Source organism: Paenibacillus ihuae (genome assembly GCF_001368795.1).
Classification (GTDB): Bacteria; Bacillota; Bacilli; order Paenibacillales; family Paenibacillaceae; genus Paenibacillus_AQ; species Paenibacillus_AQ ihuae.
Genome location: NZ_LN831198.1, coordinates 238,515 through 259,247, shown reverse-complemented (window position 1 = coordinate 259,247; position 20,733 = coordinate 238,515). Strand labels below are relative to the sequence as shown.

The following is a 20,733-nucleotide window of genomic DNA, read 5'->3' as shown; positions in this document are numbered from 1 at the left end:
ACTTAAGTAAAGGAGGATACCCTATGCCGGCCGTGCTTAAAGGCTCCATCACCGTAGACGGACAAGAAATCACAGTTACGAACCCCGACAAGCCCCTCTGGCCGGAGGTTGGAATCACCAAGCGGATTTACCTGCAGAAGCTGGCTGCACTCTCCCCTTACCTGCTGCGTTACTGCAAAGACCGGCTGTTAACGGTTATCCGCTATCCGCACGGTGTGCCGGGGATGTCCTTTTATCAGAAGAATGCCCCCCAGCCGCTGCCCGGTTTTGTGAAGACAGCCCTGCAGGACGGGATTGAATATATCGTCCTGCAGGGCTTGCCCGAACTGATCTGGCTTGGCAATCTGGCCGCGCTGGAATTTCACCCTTCGCTGCATTATGCAGGAAGCAGCCTGCCCTGTGAGTGGATGATTGATCTCGATCCTTCTCTTGAAGTGGAGCCGCGCATTATGGAGGCGGCTGCAATGGTCGGCGATGTGTTGAAATCACTGGGACTGGCTTCGGTTCCCAAAACCTCCGGGGCAACGGGAGTGCAGATTATTATCCCGGTGAATCCGGGGATTTCCTTTGATGAGCTGCGCAGAATCGGCCATTTCGTCGGGCGTTATGTCACCGAGAAGCGCCCGGACCTGTTCACATTGGAGCGGTTGAAGAAACACCGCGGCGACAAGATTTATTTCGACTATCTGCAGCATTACGGCGGCAAAACCTTAGCCGCTCCCTATACACCGCGCGCCCGGCCGCTGGCTACTGTATCCACCCCGCTCCTGTGGGAGGAGGTCGCCCGCAATGTCTCTCCTGCTGATTACCATCTGCTGAATATTGAGGAGCGGCTGGTCCGCATGGGAGATCTTATTGCCAAGGTACCGCCGCAGCCGGTCAGTGATATTGTCTCGAAGCTGCCATGAATCAGCCTCCAAATCCTTCCACAGGCAGCAATAAGCCCGCAGATGCCTATAACAGGCTGCGGGCTTATCAGGTGTCCAGCTTTAGGACGGAAGGTATTCTATATGAGAATACGGCGTAGCTTGCTGCGGGCGCCGGATTGATTGCTCTGACTTTCGTAAATATACCTTCCTTCAGGGCAGCGTGTCCGTTATTCCGGACAAACGCTAATGGATTGATTTTTTCTTAAAACGGCCGCCTTTTACATCATGGATATTACCGATCGCAACAAAGGCGTCAGAATCCCAATCTTCAACAATCGATTTAAGCTTCGCTTCTTCCAGTCGTGTAATGACTACAAAGATTACTTTCTTGTTCTCACCGGAAAATCCGCCTTCGCCATCGAGATACGTAACACCGCGTCCCAGGCGCTCCGTCAGCGCTTCCCCGATATCGCGGAATTTATCGCTGATAATCCAGACCGATTTCGACTGATCCAGCCCCTCAAGGGTAACATCAATCATCTTAAAGGCAATGTAATAAGCAATCAAGGAGAACATGGCATTATTCCAGCCAAATACAAAACCCGCTACGGAAAGAATAAAGAAGTTGAAGAACATGACTACTTCGCCGACAGAAAACGGCAGCTTCTTAGCAACCAGAATGGCCACAATCTCCGTACCGTCAAGCGATCCCCCGTATCTTACAACGAGTCCTACGCCAACCCCGAGAATAACGCCCCCGAACACGGCTGCCAGCAGGGGTTCAACCGTAATCGGCTTGACCGGATGCAGCAACTGTGTGCCTATAGACATCAGAATTACGGCAAATAAGGTGGATAAGGCAAAGGTTTTGCCGATCTGCTTATACCCGATAACCAGAAACGGCAGGTTGAGCAGTGTCAGCAAAATGCCGAGAGGAATATTGAAAATATGGGATAGCATAATGGAAATACCGGTTATTCCGCCGTCAATCAACTCATTGGGAACAAGAAAAATTTCAAGTGCAACGGACATCATTGCCGCGCCCAGCACCATCATAACAATCCGTTGAGCCATCTTAAGTCTGGCTGTCCTCACAGACCCGGATTTTTGAGGTTTTTTCTGATCCTCATTCGTAAAGATTTGCTGGCTTACATTCATAGAACTCCCCCTATAAAAAAGTATTTTAAAGAATTATCGAAAGCATCATTTCAAGAGATACTCTCTTATATTTCTTCTTATACCTTCATTATATCACAAAAGAGGGCCAAATAAGGAATGGAACATGTTTCAGCCTTCGAAAATCGATGTTTTTGTCCTCTTTTCGGTCATAAAAGCGGGGATAACAGCTGACAAAGGCTTTGAATCAACTTGACATTCCAGGCTCGATCTTTAAATTTTTCAGGGTCAATAAATGGGCTGTGCTTCAAATCCTTTTCAAAGTCCAAGGCCAGCTCAGCAATGCTCTCCGGATGGAGCAGAACGGCCGTCAGCTCAAAATTGGAATAGAAGCTGCGCATGTCCAGATTGGCACTCCCGATGGTGGCCAGCAGGTCGTCAATAATCATGACCTTGGCATGCATGAAACCTCTAGTGTAGCGGTAAAACTTCACTCCTGCATCCTGCAGGTTCTCCAGATAGGACAATGAAGCCGAGTAAACAAGCTTGTTGTCCGGTTTGGCAGGAATAATGATTCTTACATCCACCCCGCTGAGCACAGCATTCTTGAGCGCCCGGCAGATGGTCGGATCGGGAATGAAATAAGGCGAGGTAATCCAAATACGCCTTCTGGCCGAACAAAGCGCGGCAAAATACATCTCCTGTGACGCATCGATCGCTCCATCCGGCCCGCTGGCCACAACCAGCACAGCTTCCTGTTCAGTACAGCTATGGGCGGGAAAAAACCGCGGATGGCTCAGCCAGTCCCCGGCCGCCAGCTTCCAGTCCTTCAGGAATGTAGCCTGCAGATCATATACCGCATCACCCTCCAGCCGCAGATGGGTATCGCGCCAATAGCCCATTTTAGGGTCTTTGCCCAAATAATCATCCCCGACATTCATCCCGCCAGTAAAACCTATCAGACCGTCGATAACCATAATTTTACGGTGATTCCGGTAATTGAACCTGCGCTCCAGGAGCGAGTTAAGCGGCGGCAAAAAAAAGTGAACCTCGACCCCCGCTTTTTTTAGCGTACCGATAAATCTGCTGCTCAGACTATGGCTGCCGAGCCCGTCGCACAGCATACGCACCTTGACTCCCTGACGTGCCTTGCGGACCATCACCTCCTGGAAGTGTATACCGATCTCATCATCACGAAAAATATAAAATTCCAAATGGATATGTTCCCGCGCGGCTTCCATCGCCTCCAGTATGGCAGCATAGGCGTCCTGAGCCTTTGGCAGTATCCGGCTGCGATTGCGGCCTGTAATATTCCGGCCGGACAGCCTGGAGAACAGATAGAGCAGCTCCTCATGACCGGCGAACGCCGGGTTTCCGCATTCCTCCGGCTTTTTGACAATTTTAATCTTCCCGGCAACACGGGCATGGATTTCACTACGCCTTACCGGTGTGCACCGCTTGTCTATCTTGCGGCTCTGCCAATAATCCCGCCCCAGGAAATAATAGAGCAGCAGACCCAGCGGAGGGCAGCAGAAACTAAGGAACACCCAGGCCAAAGCCCTCTGCGGACGGCGGTATTCCAGCAGCACTATGATGGCAATCTGCAGCACAAAAAGACTGAGTAAGAGTACAATTATTTTCAAGCCGTCACCTCCTTAAATCTCGGCTGCCAGATCCGCCAGACCTGATACTTCTTGCCCTGACAGGCTAATTCACTACAGGTTTTGCCGTAACTCTCCTTCTTTATTCAAGCAAACCGTTGTCATGTTCACCAAAGAGCTGGAATACATAGAGTAGTAGGACGAATCGGATGAGCCCAATTGATTACAACGTGCTGGACCCCCAGTGAACACAAGGCGGCTTCCTAAGCCGCAGAAAGGAGAAGCTATGAAAACTCAGCCAGATCAGAACCGGATTACCCTGCTCGTCGTCCGTGAGGCCGGACGTCCGGTCAGACAGCTCCAGTTATCCAAGCCGCTCGCCCTGGCCATTCCGGCCGCAGCTGCCCTCTCCATTTCCAGTCTGGTCACCTCGATGCATTTTCATGCCTCACGCTCCATTGCCGAGCTGGAGGCCGAGGCCGCTTCACTGTCGCTGACCAATTTACGGATGGAAATGAAGGTTGCCGATAAGGAACAGACCCTGCAGCAGCTCCGCAGCCAGGTGACAGAGCTGTCAGAGGAAGCCGAGAACATCCGAGATAAGTTGAAAAGCGTGGATGAGCTTGAAGCGCAGCTGCAATACCTGATTAATCCGGATGGCCATACCGGCCGGGACACAGACTCAGAGACCGATCCGGTTTCCACATCTATGTCCACCCCCGGTACTCTCTCTGGAACCCTCCCGGCTGCAGACACAGCGGCGTCATCCGCCCGGAAATATGGAGTTGCCTTCGCCGCTGAACCTGAGCCAGCTGCTGCTTCCTCTTCCCTGTCTGCCGTCAGCTTCCGTCTTGGAGCTATCACTTCGGCATTCAACAGCACTGTAGCGCCACAGGTTGGCGGGGAGTATATCGCGGTCTATCAGGATGACCCCATGGAGCTGGTGCAGGAAACCAGAGATGACTACGCAGAAATCCGCAGCCTGCTGGAAGAGATGGTAACCAGCATTACCACAACGATCACAGAGGCCAGGGAGGCCAAGAGCGCAGAGGCTCAGCTGCAGGCTAAAAAAGCCCTAGCAGAAAAAAACGCCTGGCGCCGGCCGTCATCTGGCCTACCCACTCCAAAATGATCACTTCCAGCTTTGGCTACCGCTCCGATCCCTTTGAAGGCTCCTCCGCCTATCATTCAGGCATTGATATCGCCGGCAGCATCGGGGATCCGGTCTACGCGGCAATGGACGGCGAGGTCACTGCGTCTGAGCAAATGGGAGCAAGAGGCAAATACATTATTATCAAGCATACGAACGGTCTGGAAACCTGGTACATGCATTTGAACGGGATGACTGTCACTGTGGGTGATAAGGTGAATAAAGGCCAGCAAATCGGCACACTTGGCAATACCGGACGGAGCACAGGCCCTCATCTCCATTTTCAGGTAGTGAAACAGAACAAAGCGGTCAATCCCTTAGGATATGTGAAGCCGTAAGGCTAAGGCTTCAACTATTAAGCTCATACAATGTTTAGGAGGGTATAAAGCATGTGGAATAGAAGCAAGCAATCAGCGCTGTTCAGGTCTACCGACTCGCTGATTGGACATGGAAGCAATCTGGAGGGCAAGGTGCAATGTGACACCAATTTACGGATTGAGGGTAATTTCAGCGGGGAAATCCAATGCCAGGGGACTGTAACCATCGGCGAACAAAGTACGGTGCTCTCCACGATAACAGCCAAGGAGATCATTATCGCCGGAAAAGTATATGGTGATGTTACTGCCGATCAGCGGCTCACCATGACGGGAACCGGACAGCTGCACGGTAATATCCAAGCAGGCACGCTGAGCATCATGGAAGGCAGCGTACTAAACGGCTCTGTCATCACAGCCGAACAGCCCGCCATTGAAGAGGCAGGCGGGCACAACGAAGCCAAGAAGGCTGACAAGGCAGGCAAACGCGCCTCCAAGCAGCAGAATAAGCTCGAAGCGGGCTAAGCGGGCTAAGCCCGCTTAGCCCGCTTCGTTCGGCCGGGTTCACTTTAAATACATTTAGGAATAGCTTTGTCTCCTTATGCGGCGACATCCCTTTTGCTGAAAACCCACCAGGAAACTCCCAGGAACAGCAGGTAGTAAACAGCCAGTACCGCTATGGAGAATCCGAGGGTAACCCCTCCCGGACCGTTATCTGTCAGCAGATATCCCCGCAGATCCATATGTGTAAAGATCAGATATTTGGCCCACTCGAACCGTTCGGGATTGAAGATGCTGACGAAAATATTTTTGGTAAACATAATGAACAGCGACAGCCCGATTGCGAGGCCGCTTGCCCGGAAAACGCTGGAGACCATAAAAGCCAGTGCTGCGGTCAAAAACAGCTCGATATAACCGCAGAACACATCTAGGAAGGAGTATTCCGCCGGACTCCAGGACATCTGATTCGTTACTCCGCCCCCCTCGGAAGAGGAGAAAATCAGTGATGAACCATAGGCGAAAACAATCAGCACGGCTGTACTAAGCAAGCTGAACAAAACCATGGAAATGTATTTGGAGAGCAGAATTTTGGATCGGCTCCACGGGCGGATCAGCAGCAGCTTAATTGTTCCCCAGGAGAATTCGCCCGCTACAGCATCAGAAGCCACCACCACCGTAAAGATTGTATTCAGGAAAAAAGCGATCGTCACCGCCATCTGAAAGTTGTCCCATAATCCGGTTCCCGATGAATCTCCTCTGCTCGTATAGTAGACCAGTGCAGGAAACAGCGCACTCATGAGTGCCAGAATAAACAGCATAATCCATGTACGGACACGGCTGTAAATCTTGATATTCTCATTATGTATGAGAGCTGCGAACTCACCCAATGCCTTCACCTCCGGTAATTTCCAAGAATTGATCTTCCAGTGAGCGTGCCAGCGCCCTGATGCTGTACACCTTGAAGCCGGCAGCCACCAGCCGTGCATTCAGTTCGGCAATTTCCTCGCGTCCTGCCTCGATAGAAACCCCGCCGTTCTTCACTGCTCCGCGGCCGATCAGCGCCAGTGCAGCTTCCGGATCATTGACCTCAAACAGCGTTTCCTGGACCGGCAGCACCGCATCTCCTACCGTCTTCAGCTGTTTGACATCAACCAGACGCCCATTCTGGATAATGGCTACACTGTCACACATCAGCTCCATCTCCGACAACAGATGGCTGGAGACAAAAACCGTCGTTCCTTCCTCCTGGCACAGGCGCCGCAAATAATCCCGCAGCTCACGAATCCCCTGTGGATCCAGCCCGTTGGTCGGCTCGTCCAGAATCAGCAGCTTTGGCCGGTGCAGCAGTGCCTGGGCGACCCCCAGCCGCTGGCGCATACCCAGCGAGTACGTTTTCACTTTGTCATGAATTCTCTGGCCAAGCCCGACCAGCTCTACAACTTCATCGATCCGCTGCTTAGTAACACCCTTGACCATTCGGGCATACTGCCGCAGATTCTGATAACCGCTTAAGAACTTATACATCTCCGGATTTTCCACGATCGCTCCGATGTTGGCTACAGCTTCCTCAAAATGATCCTTGATGCTGCGTCCGCAGATCAGAATATCACCGCGGCTGATGGAAATCAGTCCCACCATCATACGGATCGTTGTCGTTTTACCGGCACCGTTCGGGCCAAGGAACCCGAAAATTTGTCCGGGCGGAATATCCAGCGTCAGATCACTGACCAGCGTCTTGGAACCCATTTTTTTGGTTACCCCTATCAGGCTGGCAACCGGCTTAGTCGCTACTTCTGCCGTAACTGGCATAATTTCACTTCCTTTCTTTGTTTATAAAATGAAGCTGTCCTAGATTCTAAGTAAGGCGTGAGGCGTAACTGCGGGGAATGTTTGGACTTCCGGTCGCTGTTGTTCACAGATTTCTTGATTTGAACCGCCCTGCGGTTGAAATCTGTGAACAAAGGCGAACGCTATCGCTCCTACAGTCCCAAACTTCCCCTTCGTTACTTCCGCCTTGCTTATATATCTAACCATTTCATTTTATATATTTTCCATATTACCACAAACTGCCTTTTTCCTGAAAAGCAGGAAAAAAGGCAGTAATAGTAAAAAAAGGCTGTATCCTTCTATAAACGGAAGGATACAGCCTTTTACTCTTTATTACAGCAGCCGCTCAGGTGGACACGGCAATGTACATTTAGCCTCCAACACGCGCAAGTTCACGCATATTGGCTTCGAAGGCAGCCATCAGGGCAGCTTCGCCGGTTAACCCGGTCTGTTCTACCTTGCGGATCTGCTCCAGCATCCGTTTGTAATCCTTCGGAATAACACGGACGAATTTCGGCAGCGAAGCTTCCCAGCTGTCCAGAATCCGGCTTGCAGCAGCACTACCTGTGAGCTCTGCATGACGGACAATCAGGCTGTGCAGCTCAGCAGCTTCATCCGCTTCTTCTACACGCTCCAGAAGCACCATTTCCAGGTTGCAGCGCTTGATGAAGGTATTGTCCGGATCATAGACGTACGCAATACCGCCAGACATCCCTGCCGCAAAGTTGCGGCCGGTTGGACCAAGCACGGCTACACGGCCGCCGGTCATATATTCACAGCCGTGGTCGCCCACGCCTTCAACAACTACCTTCGCACCGGAGTTACGCACCGCGAACCGTTCACCGGCGATGCCGCTGATATACGCCTCACCGCTGGTCGCTCCGTAAAGCGCCGTATTCCCGATAATGATGTTGTCCTCAGCGGCAAAGGTAGCCTTAGGGGACGGCTTAATAATCAGCTTGCCTCCGGACAACCCTTTGCCCACATAGTCATTGGAATCGCCTTCGACCGTAATGGTAATACCCTTCGGTACGAAAGCGCCCAGACTTTGTCCGGCAGAGCCGGTGAAGTGCAGACGGATCGTATCATCCGGCAGACCTGCCGCCCCATATTTGCGGGTAAGCTCACTGCCCAGAATCGTGCCCACTGCGCGGTTGACGTTCGTAATCGGCAGCGAGGCTTCAACCGTCTGGCCGGATTCCAGTGCCGGTGCTGCCAGATCCAGCAATTTCGATACATCAATAGTTTCTTCCAGGCCGTGGTTCTGGAATTTGCTGCGGAAGCGGGTGCTGCCTTCAGGTAGTGCCGGAGTATGCAGCAGACTGCTCAGATCTACGCCTTTCTTCTTCCAGTGACTCGACGCACGCACAGCATCGAGACAATCCGTGCGTCCGACCATCTCTTCAATGGTGCGGAAGCCGAGCTCTGCCATGATTTCTCGCAGGTCCTGAGCCACAAAGGTCATAAAGTTCACGACATGCTGCGGGTCGCCGGTAAAGTTCTTGCGCAGTTCCGGATTCTGTGTTGCAACACCAACCGGACAAGTATCCATCTGGCATACACGCATCATGATGCAGCCTACCGCTACAAGCGGCGCAGTAGCAAATCCGTACTCTTCTGCTCCCAGCAGTACGGCTACCGCAAGGTCGCGTCCACTGAGCATTTTACCGTCGGTTTCCAGTACAACACGGTCACGCAGGTTGTTCAGCATAAGCGTCTGATGTGTCTCCGCGAGTCCAAGCTCCCACGGCAGACCGGCATGACGGATGGAGTTCAGCGGGGATGCCCCTGTACCGCCGTCATATCCGCTAATCAGAATAATATCGGCACGGCCCTTGGCTACGCCGGCAGCGATCGTTCCGACACCCACCTCGGAGACGAGCTTCACATTAATGCTCGCCCGCGGATTGGCATTCTTCAGATCATAAATCAGTTCGGCCAAATCCTCGATGGAATAAATATCATGATGCGGCGGCGGTGAAATCAGGCCCACACCCGCTGTGGAACCGCGAACTTCGGCTACCCAAGGATATACCTTGCGGCCCGGAAGCTGTCCGCCTTCACCAGGCTTAGCCCCTTGTGCCATCTTGATCTGGATCTCATCAGCGTTCACCAGATAATTCGAGGTTACCCCGAAGCGGCCCGATGCCACCTGCTTGATCGCACTGCGGCGGGAATCGCCGTTAGCGTCCGGAATAAAGCGCGCCGGATCCTCCCCGCCTTCACCGGTGTTGCTCTTGCCGCCGATGCGGTTCATCGCAATCGCCAGCGTCTCATGAGCTTCCTTACTGATGGAACCGAACGACATTGCTCCGGTCTTGAAGCGTTTCATAATCGATTCTGCAGGCTCTACCTCATCAAGTGGAACCGGCTGGTTGTGGATTTGAATTCCAGCATGGAGCGGATGGTCTGGTGCTTCTTGCTCTCACCCTGAACGAGCGCCGCATACTTTTTGTACAGACCGTAGTCACCGCTCCGCACGGAATGCTGAAGCAGATGAATCGTCTGCGGGTTGAACAAATGCACTTCCCCGTCACTGCGCCATTGATATTCACCGCCGGAATCAAGCACCTTGTCGTTGCCGTCCTTGTCGGTGAACGCACGGTTATGATGAACCAGTGCTTCAGCAGCTACTTCCTCAAGACCGATGCCGCCGATACGGGAAGGGGTCCAGGTAAAGTAACGGTCTACAAACTCCGAATTCAGGCCGACAGCTTCAAAAATCTGTGCGCCGCGGTACGATTGGATCGTGGAGATCCCCATCTTGGACAATATTTTAACTACGCTCTTAGTCGCAGCCTTAATGTAATTCTTCACAGCCTTCTCATGCGATATTCCGCGCAGCAGACCCTGGCCGATCATGTCATCCAAGCTTTCAAAAGCAAGATACGGATTGACCGCACTCACGCCGTAACCGAGGAGAAGCGCGTAGTGATGCACTTCACGCGGTTCGCCGGACTCCAGCAGAATGCTGACCTTTGTCCGTGTCCCGGAGCGGATCAAGTGGTGATGCAGGCTGGATACAGCCAGCAGCGCCGGGATTGCAGCATTCTCACGGTCTACACCGCGGTCAGACAGAATAAGAATATTATGTCCTTTAGCCATTACACGGTCAGCCGCTTCATTCATGCGTTCCAGGGCAATACGCATTCCTTCCGCTCCAAGCTCAGCCGGGAACAGAATCGGAATCGACATCGACTTGAAGCCGGCACGGCGAACATGGCGGATCTTCGCGAAATCCTCGTTGGAGAGAATCGGCGATTCCAGCGATATCTGCCGGCAGCTCTCCGGTTCCGGCTTCAGCAGGTTGCGTTCCGGCCCGATCGTGGTGGCTGTAGAAGTAACCAGCTCCTCACGGATCGCATCGATCGGCGGATTGGTTACCTGCGCGAACATTTGTTTAAAGTAGTTGTAGAGACGCTGCGGGCGGTCCGAGAGCACGGCCAGCGGGGCATCGTAGCCCATGGATGCAACGGCTTCGGCACCGGTGGAAGCCATAGGCTCCAATACCTTGCGCAGATCCTCAAACGTGTAGCCGAATGACTGCTGCAGCTGCTGCACATTGTCATGCTTCGGATTTGGCAGCTCCGGAGCTTCCGGAAGCTGGTCGAGGCCGATCAGATGCTCATCCAGCCACTGGCGGTAAGGCTGCTCGGAGGCGATGGCGGCCTTTACTTCCTCATCGGAAATAATCCGTCCCTGCTTCGTATCCACCAGCAGCATGCGTCCTGGTTTCAGGCGGTCTTTATATAGTACATTCTCTGCCGGAATATCAAGCACTCCAGCTTCAGAGGATAAGATAATCATATCGTCTTTGGTTACATAATAGCGTGCAGGGCGCAGGCCGTTGCGGTCAAGCATTGCACCGATTTGCACACCATCGGTAAAGCCCATCGCGGCGGGGCCGTCCCACGGCTCCATCAGGGTGCTGTGGTATTCATAGAATGCCTTCTTCTCATCGCCCATACTTTCATGATTGCTCCAAGGCTCCGGCACCATCATCATCGCCACATGCGGCAAGGAGCGTCCGCTGAGATACAGGAACTCAAAGGTGTTGTCGAACATCGCAGTGTCAGAACCGTCCGGATTTACGATCGGTTTGATCTTGCCCAGGTCTTCACCGTATACTTCGCTCTTGAACAAGGACTGGCGGGCATGCATCCAGTTCACATTCCCCCGCAGTGTGTTGATCTCACCATTATGGATCATGAAGCGGTACGGGTGGGCACGCTCCCAGCTTGGGAACGTATTGGTGCTGAAACGGGAGTGCACCATCGCAATCGCCGACTCCAGCTTTTCATTCTGCAGATCCAGGTAAAACTGGCCTACCTGCTCGGTTGTCAACATGCCTTTGTATACGATCTTGCGACAGGACATACTTGGCATATAGAAGGATTCCGCCTCTTCCACACCGCCATAACGGATGGCGAGCTCGGCACGCTTGCGGATGACAAACAGCTTGCGTTCAAAAGCCAGCTCATCGGCAAGGCCCTCCGCACGGCTGATAAATACCTGGCGGACATAAGGCTTGGCTGCCTTAGCGGTCTTGCCCAGCATTTCGTCGAAGGTAGGCACATCACGGTATCCAAGCAACGCCTGGCCTTCTTCGGCAATAATCTCATTTAAGAGAGCCTCGTGACGGGCGCGGATCTCCTCGTTGTGAGACAAAAAGATCATACCCACGCCATAAAAGCCCTGTTCCGGCAGTTCAAAGCCAAGCTTACTGGCTTCACCGGCAAAGAAACGGTGAGGAATCTGCAGCATAATACCCGCTCCGTCACCAGAGTTCGGCTCGCTTCCCTGTCCTCCCCGATGCTCCATATTAAAGAGCATAGTCAAAGCGTTACTAACGATATCATGGGAAGGTTTTCCTTTAATATGGGCAACAAAACCCATGCCGCATGCATCTTTTTCGAACTGGGGATCATAAAGGCCCTGTTTGCCGGGCAGTTCAGTGTGTCTCATCATACGCAACCTTTCTATTATAAAGTAGACGTTATCTTCACAAGAAGCGGCTGCACGTCCTTAAATCAGGCGGCATCCGCTTCACATAAAATATAAGATAAAAAGACCGAAAGAGTATAGTACCTTATATCTTAGGAAAATTTTTCAGAAAAATCTTAATAATTATTCAAGCCAGATTGGTTATATAAGTTTATCATCGACCTGACATGAGTGCAATTTAAAGTTTTTTATGAGTTTGATTAACAAATGTTTTTACGGTACAGCTTTAGTGAGTAAAAGTGTAAAAAAACTTTCTGTTGCATATTTATACACAAATAGCGAATAACTCCTTATTCACTGAAAACGCTTCATTTGTTTTCTTTCCATATGATGTAACTTTTTCAGCATGTTTTTGGATCAATCTAGCAAAGAATAACAAAGAACGCCCCGGTCCGGGGCGTTCTTTGTTAATTTTAGACTATACCTCAAATTCTGATTATACAGTCAACACTTGTTCACCTTTCACCATAACTTCATTTTCCTGTTCTCGGGTCATGAAATAGGTGAATGTAAACGCCAGGAACACAATGCCGTAAATGGCCAGGAGTCCAGCATCACTCCACATGGCATTGAAATCTCCGGTGGAAATGGCTGCTTTAAAGCCGCGGACACTGTAAGTCATCGGCAGCAGCGGATTGAAGAATTTCATCCAGTTCGGAATCAGCTCCAGCGGGAAGGTGCCCGCACTTGTAGTCAATTGGAAGATGAGAATAACAATGACCACGAAACGTCCAGGCTGATCCAGCCAGGTTACAATCGCTTGAATCATCCACATGAAGGAAATACTTGTAATAAAGGTGAAGGCATAGAACAACGGTGCACTCTGTACCTCAAGTCCCAATCCGTAAAGGACAATCATTGCTGCCATCAGGGACTGCAGCACACTCATCAGCGAGAAGGTCAGCGTGCGGCTCATAAACCGGTTGAACCGGCTCGCGCCGATAACTTCAGAGCTGCTCATCGGAATAACGAGTGTGCAGATCAGTGCACCTACGAACAAGCCAAGGGACAGGAAATAAGGGGCAAACCCGGTACCATAGTTCGGTACGGCACTGACTTTAACCTCTTCAATCTCAACCGGCTGTGCAAACATGGATACCAGCGCATCCGTTTTGTTCACCGTGCTGGTCTGCGAAGCAGCCTCTCCAAGCTTCGAAGCCAGCTCACTTGATCCGGATTTCAGTTCATCAAGGCCATCTTTAAGCTGGCCTGCTCCATCGCTGAGCTGCTTCGATCCATCAGCTACCGAGCTGAGGCCGCTGCTGAGCTGGCCTGTGCCAGCCAGCAGCTTGGATGTTCCGGCCTCCAGCGCCTTGCCGCCATCAGCCAGCTTCGCACCGCCTGCTGCCGCTTCATCCAGCTTCGCGCCGAATTGCTTCATACCGGCGGAAAGGGTATTGCCGCCTGTTTCAAGCTTAGCAGCACCTGCCAGCAGCTGCTGTTGTCCTTGCAGCAGCTGAGTGCTGCCCGCATTCAGCTGCTGCGCTCCGTCATGCAGCTGGCTGACACCTGCGTCCAGCTGCTGTGAACCGTCATGGAGCTGGTTCGCGCCCTGTACCAGCTGCTCTTGACCGCTGTGCAGGGAGGTCGCACCTGCCAGCAGCTGCTGCTGGCTCGCATCCAGCTGCGCTGTGCCTTCGGCTACAGCGGCGCTTGCCGCCAGCAGCTTCTGCACATCAGCGCTCGCAGCGAGCTGCGGACTCGATTTAACCAGCTGCTGCAGGCCATCCGCCACTGCTTTGGCTCCAGCGCTTACTTTAGCGCTGCCGTCCTTGGAAGCCTTCAGACCGGCTTCCAGCTTCGCGCTGCCTTCGGCGGATGAGGTCAGGCCTGCCGCCAGCTTCGAGCTGCCGTCAACCACTGACTGCGTTCCTGCCTGCAGCTTCGCAGTTCCATCTACAGCCGACTGTGTTCCGGCTTGCAGCGCTGCCGCTCCGGCTTCAGTCTTCTTCAGGCCATCGCTAAGCTGCTTGCTGCCGGCAGCAGTCTGCGATACGCCGGCCTGCAGCTTCTTATGGGCGGCAGACAGTTGCTCAAGTCCGCCTGCCAGGGTACTGCTGCCATTTTCCAGTGCCGCTGCACCTGTATTCAGAGCAGTAACACCTTCTGTAAGAGGTGCTACGCCATTAACCAGCTTGCCGGTACCTTCGGTCAGCACAAGCAGATTATCTCTCAGCTTCAGTGCTCCGTCGTCCAGCTTCGTTGCGCCGTCTGCAATCTTTGAAGCGCCGTCTCCGGCATCACCAAGGCCGCTGGCGATCTCAGTAATTTTATCAAATACGGAATCTGTATAAGCTTCTGTTATCTTGGCGGATACCTTTGTCTTGATATCTTTTACTGCAGTTCCGCCGATTTGCCCGGCAAGGAAGTTGTAGCCTTCATTAGGCTCGTAAATAATTTTGGCCGGCTGCGGATCTGCATCCAGCAGGGTAGTTGCTTTGGCTGAGAAATCTTCAGGAACGATGATCGCCATATAATACGTATTATCGTCCAGTCCGGCCTCTGCCTGCTCACGGGTCACAAAGTTCCATTTGAATCCGTCGGTCTTCTTGAGTTCCTCTACCAGCTCGTTACCGGCGGCCAGCTTCGAGCCTTCATAATCGGCACCTTTATCTTCATTTACAACAGCGACAGGCAGCTCGTTCATTTTACCGTACGGGTCCCAGAAGGCTTTCAGGAACAATCCGCTATACAGCACGGGAATGAAAAGGACAACGAACATAGGTATCAGCACTTTAGGGTTCTTAAGCGCCGCGCCAAGGTCCTTAATAAACACGGATAAAGATTTCATTCTGGTTCTCTCCTTATAATCATATGCTCTTTTTATGAAGCTATTAGTCTCTCTCTATCAAAACAGTTTTCAGAAAATTGCTAGTCCGCTGAAAGTTTGCAGGAACACCGGTTGACCATTTTCCTCAATCGGTCAGTGAAAGGCAAAAAAAATTTGTTGGAACGCGCATCTCCGCATTCATGCGGACGGCCTATGCCAGGAGCCTATCAGCAGTGCAAAGCTTTCTGTGCCAAGCCTTCGGACAGAAACAACTGAAAATAATCCTTGATCTGTTCTTTGCTTAAAGACACATGCACCTTGTTCAGCTCGGCTGTCAGCACGATATAAAGCCTAAACATAACTACAGACACAATCTTAGGGTCGCAATCCTTAATCTCCCCCTGACGTATCGCCTGCTCCACCTCCCGTTCCAAATATTCAAGCACAACACGCTCGATCTTATCGAGCCCATCACCAGCCTGCGGCGTTCCGAAATCGCGACTTTCCTGGGAAAGCTTGATGAACAGCTCATGTTCGCTTCGAAATTCAAGCAGCGCATCCAGAACCCTGTGCAGGTTATCAAAAAACGGCTTATCGTGTTTGACTTCCCGCTCGGCGATTTTCTTCATCTCGATAATGACATCACGCAGGATCTCATCAAACAGCTGCTCCTTATTCGTAAAAAAGGTATAGATCGTTCCTTTTCCGACATTCGCAATCTTTGCGACCTGATCCATTGTCGTTGCCTTATATCCGAATAATGAAAAACATTTCGTCGCGGCCTGAAGCACCAGCTGCCTTCGATCTACCACAGCCACCCGTACACACCCTTTCCTTCGAAAAATCGTTGCCACCGCATTTTGACCATTTTACTAATCCGGTCATTCGGTCATTAACCACTTTATCACTTTCTATATCTGTTTGCAACACCTGAGCTCTCCATATTTTTTTATTTTTTTGCAGGGTTTTAACTTTCTATTTACGTCTTATTTGTATAATGTGAGAAAAGAAGCTAATTCCCTTGTATAATATAAGAGAATGTTTTACTGAAGAGGTATCTCCAATTCGCCCTAAGAAGAGAACCCGCAATTCTACCCATGAAGGAAAGTAGCAGGTGAACTTATGCGAAAGAAAAGAGTACTGCTGTTTTCGGAAGGCTTCGGCACGGGCCATACAGGAGCAGCCTATGCTCTGGCCGAAGGAATCAGACTGCTTAACCCGGACGTCCAGTGCCGGGTCATTGAGCTAGGGAGATTCCTGAATCCTACGGTTGCTCCTTGGATTCTTTCCGCTTACCGCAAAACAGTCAGCAGCCAGCCTAAGCTGGTCGGCATGATGTATAAAACCCAATATCATAAATCACTGAACCGGCTGACCCGAGCGGCACTTCACCGGATTTTTTATACACATGCCCAAAAGGTGATTGAGCAGCTGAAACCTGATCTCATTATCTGCTCCCATCCGATTCCTGCTGCAGTCATTTCCAGGCTGAAGCAGCAGGGGCTGGACGTACCGCTGTATACACTCATAACCGATTATGATGCTCACGGCAGCTGGGTTAATCCAGAGGCAGACCGCTACTTGGTCTCAACCTCAAGGGTCAAATCGATTCTGACCGGACGGGGCGTTCCTCCTGAGCTGGTGACGGTCACTGGTATTCCGGTGCATCCGAAATTCTGGGAGCGTTCCAGCAAGCAGCAGCTCCGCAAGGAGCTCGGGCTTGCCGATATCCCTACCGTACTGATTATGGGTGGTGGATGGGGTCTGATGTTCGGCAAAGATGTCATGGATTCCCTGACCGCCCGGATGGACGACATTCAATTGGTCTTCTGCATGGGCAGCAACGATAAGCTTGTGGCCAAAATGCGCGCCACTCCCCTGCTGAATCATCCCAATGTGAAGATCCTGGGATACAGCAGCGAAATCAATAAGCTGATGGATGCATCTGATCTGCTGATTACGAAGCCTGGCGGAATGACCTGTACGGAAGGTCAGGCCAAAGGCATACCGATGCTCTTCTACAGTGCCATTCCGGGACAGGAAGAGAAGAATGCCCAATATTTCGTAGAGTTAGGACTCGCCGAGGTGCTCAATTCGGATGTAGTGGACAGATGGTTCTCCCTGTTGCTGCGGGAATATGCCGGTCTTGAGGAGCAGCGGAAACGCCGGCTGGCCCTGGAACGGCAGCAGCCGCATAATTGCGCCTCCACTGTACTGCAGCTCTTGGGCAAGAGTGCAGACGAATCAGCTGAACCACGGATTGCACGGGCGCAACAAGCCCGGACGGAAGAGCCTGTCTATGTTACACCTTAATGAAGAACCCCAAAAAAAGCCTCCAATCCGGAGTAATACGGATATGGAGGCTTTTTCAGGTTTCGTAACTATTTATAAAATGTATGATTGCCGATAGTCTTGGCGTAGGTCCGTGAATGATGCACGGTAAGATCCTGTGCCAGCTTCAGAGACAGGAAAAAATAAGTATCATCAGCTACCTCTTTCACCCCGGAGAGCGCGGCATTGACCGCTTTAATACTGTCTTCATTCGGCTTTACGCGCTGAAGACGCCCGTTCGCCACAGGACTGAACTGGCTTTTCTGATAGATTACCTCATGTATAGTGTCGGGAAAATTGGCTGACCGCAGCCGGTTCAGAACAACGTTGGCGACTGCCACCTTGCCCTGGTACGGTTCACCTTCCGCTTCTGCCATAACGATTTTTTGCAGCAGTAGCAGGTCTTCTTCGGATACCGCGTAGCTCCAGGTTGCTTGTGCTTGCTGTTCCTGGCTTAGTAGCTTGGTCCGGGAGAAGAACAATTTTGTGGGGGGATGTTGCTGAGATGCCGTTTTTACTTTGTTTACGCTATGACTCCCCTTGGCTGTCGCCTGTTTCAGCGCTTGCTGCGCTTCCGGCGACACCTTCACCACAACGGTCTTCGGCTTGGCGGGCTGCGTCCCGGCTGTTGGCTTAAGCTTCAGCTTAGCGGGAGTGAACCAGTCCACCGTTTGTTTGCCGTTCCAGACATGGCCCGGAATTGCCGCTGTGGTGTAGAGCATGGGTTTAACCGTTCCTTTTACCCTCTCAGGGGATACCGCCGTCCGAGGTAACAGGGCTGCTGCAGATGCATGACCGGACCCTCCAAATTTATCCATCTTCAATGTATTTTGCCCCTCATTAATTCTACCGGGGCTCAGCAAGCTTATAGCAGAGAAACACACTAGAATAACGCCAACAAGCAGCGCAATATAGCGGTTTTGTTTAAAAATTTCCATTTTTTACCTCCTATTTTACGGCACATTCCTATTGTATGTAACCGAAAATGGAAGCTTTGAAAACTTTCTTGTCGATTTATCATTAGAAAAATGTCAAATTTTCGATGATTTCATACATAGGAATGGCATGCATCCTAGTAGCATACACCACAAAACCTTCTACCGTCCAGTCATTTTCCGAACAATTGTTCTCACCGGCCGGCTTTTGGACCCGTAAATTCCCAAGCCGTGACAGGCTGAAAGGCAGCTCATCCCGGTATTTGCGGGCCAGCGTAAGATGGGGGGCATACGGTCTTTCCTCTGCCCTGAAACCCAGGGGAGCCGTTGCAGAAACCACACCGCGCTGAAGCCCCTGAAGCTTCTCGAGCTCGCCTGACACCCCGGCCCAAAGTACTCTTGGCGCACTTCCCGGACCAAAGGTTCCCCATTCCTTCAGCTGCAGTTTAAACGGAGCATGCTTGCCAGAAAGTTCCTTCAGTGCTTCAAGCAGCTCCGGAATCTGTTCCTTTGGTGTGTCACCCAGAAATTGGAGGGTAATATGATAGTCTAGCGGATGTGTCCATTTGGCAAACTTCAGCCTTTCAGACAGCTCAGCGCATTCTTGCCCTAATACTCTGCCTATTTCCGCAGGCAGTTTCACAGCTATAAACAGTCGCTCCGTTTCTTTCGCAGCAGATTTCATATCCGTTTCACCTTTCCAGGCAGATTTGTTATCCTTATTCTATACAAGATCAGCCATTTTTACTAAAAAGCATACCGGGAGGGAACCTTCATGACTAAATCAATCGTTTGTTTACAGCCCCTTACATCCCGGCAGCAGGAATCCATCCTCGCCGCCGCCCCAGGTTATACCCTTACACTGGGAGATGCCAAAAAACCGGATCTGGAGGTGCTCGCCCAGGCGGAAATCGTAATCGGCTGGGGCAAAGGCATCAGCGACACACTGCTGCGTCCAGACTCTCCGTTTCGGTGGCTGCAGACCTGGTCAGCCGGTGTTGAAAAACTGCCGCTGGAACGCCTGGAGCAGCGGGGAATTATACTGACAAATGCCAGCGGTGTCCATGCAGAACCGATTACAGCCGTTATCTTCGGTTTCATGCTGATCTTCACCAGGAATTTGCATACCGCTATCCGCAATCAGCACGAGCGCAACTGGCATTCGGACGGTACAGAGAGTGAGCTGACCGGCAAGACAGCCGTTATTGCCGGTACGGGCTCTATTGGCAGCGAAACGGCAAGAATCGCCAAGGCCTTCAGGATGAACACGATCGGAATCAGCCGTTCAGGTGAGCCTGCTCCCAGCTTTGACCAGGTCTACACAACCGGCCAGCTCACAGAAGCTGCCAGCCAGGCTGATTTCATCATAAACACGCTCCCGCTTACTGATGAAACGCAGGATCTGTTTAATGCAGACGTATTTGGCGCCTGCAAATCAGGCGCTTATTATATCAACATCGGGCGCGGAGCTACAACAAATACAGAAGACCTGATGACAGCGCTGAACAGCGGCCGGCTTGCCGGTGCCGGTCTGGATGTATTTGAGGCAGAGCCGCTGCCTTCGGAGCACCCTCTCTGGGGTATGGAGCAGGTTGTCATTACCCCGCACTGCGCGGGTTCGACGGACCGCTACGCCGACCGGGTGGTCGAAATTTTCACAGCCAATATGGAGGCTTATCTGAAGACTGGCGCCCCTTCACGTAACGTTGTTGATTATAATCGCCAATACTGATTACAGACGAAAACAGCCCCCTGTAAAGACATGTACTCTCTGTGAGTATATGTCCCCAAGGGGGCTGTTCCCTTATACTACAAACCGTTTTACAGATTCCTCAAGCTCAATCAGGCGGCTTTTCAGCTGCCCGATTCCTGCCGCAACCTCACTGGTTGCATTCACCTGCTCATAGGCAGAAGCCGAGGTTTCTTCTACACCGGCTGCCGATTCCTGCGCCAGGGCTGAGATATGCTGGCTGAATTCGTTCATCTTTTCGCTGGCACCAGTCATATGCATAATATCATGGCCCATATTCTCAATGGTTCCAGCCATAACATTTACCGAGCTATTGATCTCGGCCAGGGCGTTGCCTGTCTCTACGATCTGCCGGCTGCCTTCCTCTGTCTTCAGGACACCTTTGCGTAAATTCTCTACCATATCCCTCGAATCCAGCTGAATCCCCTGCGTAATGCCGGTAATTTCCGCTACCGTCTGCTGCACATCCTCCGAGAGCTTGCGCACCTCCTGCGCCACTACCGCAAAGCCGCGTCCGCTGTCTCCGGCCCTGGCGGCTTCAATCGCAGCATTGATGGCCAGCAAA

At 51.8% G+C, this 20,733-nt stretch carries 15 protein-coding genes and 1 pseudogene; 6 read left to right on the top strand and 10 right to left on the bottom strand.

What is annotated here, in order from left to right; genetic code table 11:
* The first annotated feature begins 23 nt into the window (after positions 1-23).
* Positions 24-908, top strand: a complete 885-nt coding sequence (gene ligD / locus AQR02_RS01095) for a non-homologous end-joining DNA ligase (protein ID WP_054939013.1) — start codon at positions 24-26, stop codon at positions 906-908.
* Between the two features lie 204 nt (positions 909-1,112).
* On the opposite strand, the gene AQR02_RS01090 is transcribed toward ligD, so the two are convergent.
* Both AQR02_RS01090 and cls read right to left on the bottom strand, forming a co-directional pair.
* Entirely contained in the window at positions 1,113-1,943 is an 831-nt protein-coding gene (locus tag AQR02_RS01090) for a YitT family protein (protein WP_232381153.1), read from the bottom strand.
* A 251-nt stretch (positions 1,944-2,194) separates the two neighbouring features.
* On the bottom strand, positions 2,195-3,622 hold the full coding sequence (gene cls / locus AQR02_RS01085) for a cardiolipin synthase (protein WP_054941942.1): 1,428 nt from the start codon (positions 3,620-3,622) through the stop codon (positions 2,195-2,197).
* A gap of 250 nt (positions 3,623-3,872) precedes the next feature.
* On the opposite strand from cls, the gene AQR02_RS31755 reads away from it, so the two are divergent.
* The 3 genes from AQR02_RS31755 to AQR02_RS01070 are packed head-to-tail and all read left to right on the top strand — an operon-like array spanning position 3,873 to position 5,575.
* Positions 3,873-4,718, top strand: coding sequence for a hypothetical protein (locus AQR02_RS31755; RefSeq protein ID WP_054939011.1), 846 nt, complete (start codon positions 3,873-3,875; stop codon positions 4,716-4,718).
* Entirely contained in the window at positions 4,715-5,074 is a 360-nt protein-coding gene (locus tag AQR02_RS31750; protein WP_054939010.1) for a M23 family metallopeptidase, read from the top strand. Before AQR02_RS31755 ends, AQR02_RS31750 begins: the two co-directional genes overlap by 4 nt.
* Positions 5,075-5,125: 51 nt before the next feature.
* Entirely contained in the window at positions 5,126-5,575 is a 450-nt protein-coding gene (locus AQR02_RS01070) for a bactofilin family protein (protein ID WP_054939009.1), read from the top strand.
* A 74-nt stretch (positions 5,576-5,649) separates the two neighbouring features.
* Here the strand turns inward: AQR02_RS01070 and AQR02_RS01065 are convergent, their stop codons facing one another.
* The 5 genes and pseudogenes from AQR02_RS01065 to AQR02_RS01045 all read right to left on the bottom strand — a co-directional run bounded on the left by AQR02_RS01065 (position 5,650) and on the right by AQR02_RS01045 (position 15,970).
* Positions 5,650-6,438: an ABC transporter permease gene (locus tag AQR02_RS01065; RefSeq protein WP_054939008.1), complete on the bottom strand. Its 789-nt coding sequence runs from the start codon at positions 6,436-6,438 to the stop codon at positions 5,650-5,652.
* Positions 6,431-7,360, bottom strand: coding sequence for an ABC transporter ATP-binding protein (locus tag AQR02_RS01060; protein WP_054939007.1), 930 nt, complete (start codon positions 7,358-7,360; stop codon positions 6,431-6,433). Before AQR02_RS01060 ends, AQR02_RS01065 begins: the two co-directional genes overlap by 8 nt.
* Before the next feature lie 388 nt (positions 7,361-7,748).
* Positions 7,749-12,343, bottom strand: a pseudogene (gene gltB / locus AQR02_RS01055) (glutamate synthase large subunit).
* A 475-nt stretch (positions 12,344-12,818) separates the two neighbouring features.
* A complete protein-coding gene (locus AQR02_RS01050; protein ID WP_054939006.1) occupies positions 12,819-15,173 on the bottom strand; it encodes a YhgE/Pip family protein in 2,355 nt (784 codons plus the stop codon).
* A gap of 206 nt (positions 15,174-15,379) precedes the next feature.
* The gene (locus tag AQR02_RS01045) at positions 15,380-15,970 is read right to left on the bottom strand and encodes a TetR/AcrR family transcriptional regulator (protein ID WP_054939005.1); all 591 of its coding nucleotides are present in this window, start codon (positions 15,968-15,970) and stop codon (positions 15,380-15,382) included.
* A gap of 304 nt (positions 15,971-16,274) precedes the next feature.
* Between AQR02_RS01045 and AQR02_RS01040 the strand changes: the two genes are divergently transcribed.
* Positions 16,275-17,465 carry an MGDG synthase family glycosyltransferase gene (locus AQR02_RS01040; protein WP_054939004.1) on the top strand — a complete coding sequence of 397 codons (1,191 nt, stop codon included), beginning with the start codon at positions 16,275-16,277 and terminating at the stop codon, positions 17,463-17,465.
* 68 nt (positions 17,466-17,533) lie between these two features.
* On the opposite strand, the gene AQR02_RS01035 is transcribed toward AQR02_RS01040, so the two are convergent.
* A complete protein-coding gene (locus AQR02_RS01035) occupies positions 17,534-18,421 on the bottom strand; it encodes a cell wall hydrolase (RefSeq protein WP_054939003.1) in 888 nt (295 codons plus the stop codon).
* An 82-nt stretch (positions 18,422-18,503) separates the two neighbouring features.
* A complete protein-coding gene (thpR, locus tag AQR02_RS01030; RefSeq protein WP_054939002.1) occupies positions 18,504-19,103 on the bottom strand; it encodes an RNA 2',3'-cyclic phosphodiesterase in 600 nt (199 codons plus the stop codon).
* 90 nt (positions 19,104-19,193) lie between these two features.
* Between thpR and AQR02_RS01025 the strand changes: the two genes are divergently transcribed.
* Positions 19,194-20,150: a D-2-hydroxyacid dehydrogenase gene (locus AQR02_RS01025; RefSeq protein ID WP_054939001.1), complete on the top strand. Its 957-nt coding sequence runs from the start codon at positions 19,194-19,196 to the stop codon at positions 20,148-20,150.
* Between the two features lie 72 nt (positions 20,151-20,222).
* Here the strand turns inward: AQR02_RS01025 and AQR02_RS01020 are convergent.
* The coding region (locus tag AQR02_RS01020; RefSeq protein WP_245237024.1) for a methyl-accepting chemotaxis protein at positions 20,223-20,733 on the bottom strand (511 nt) is incomplete at its 5' end.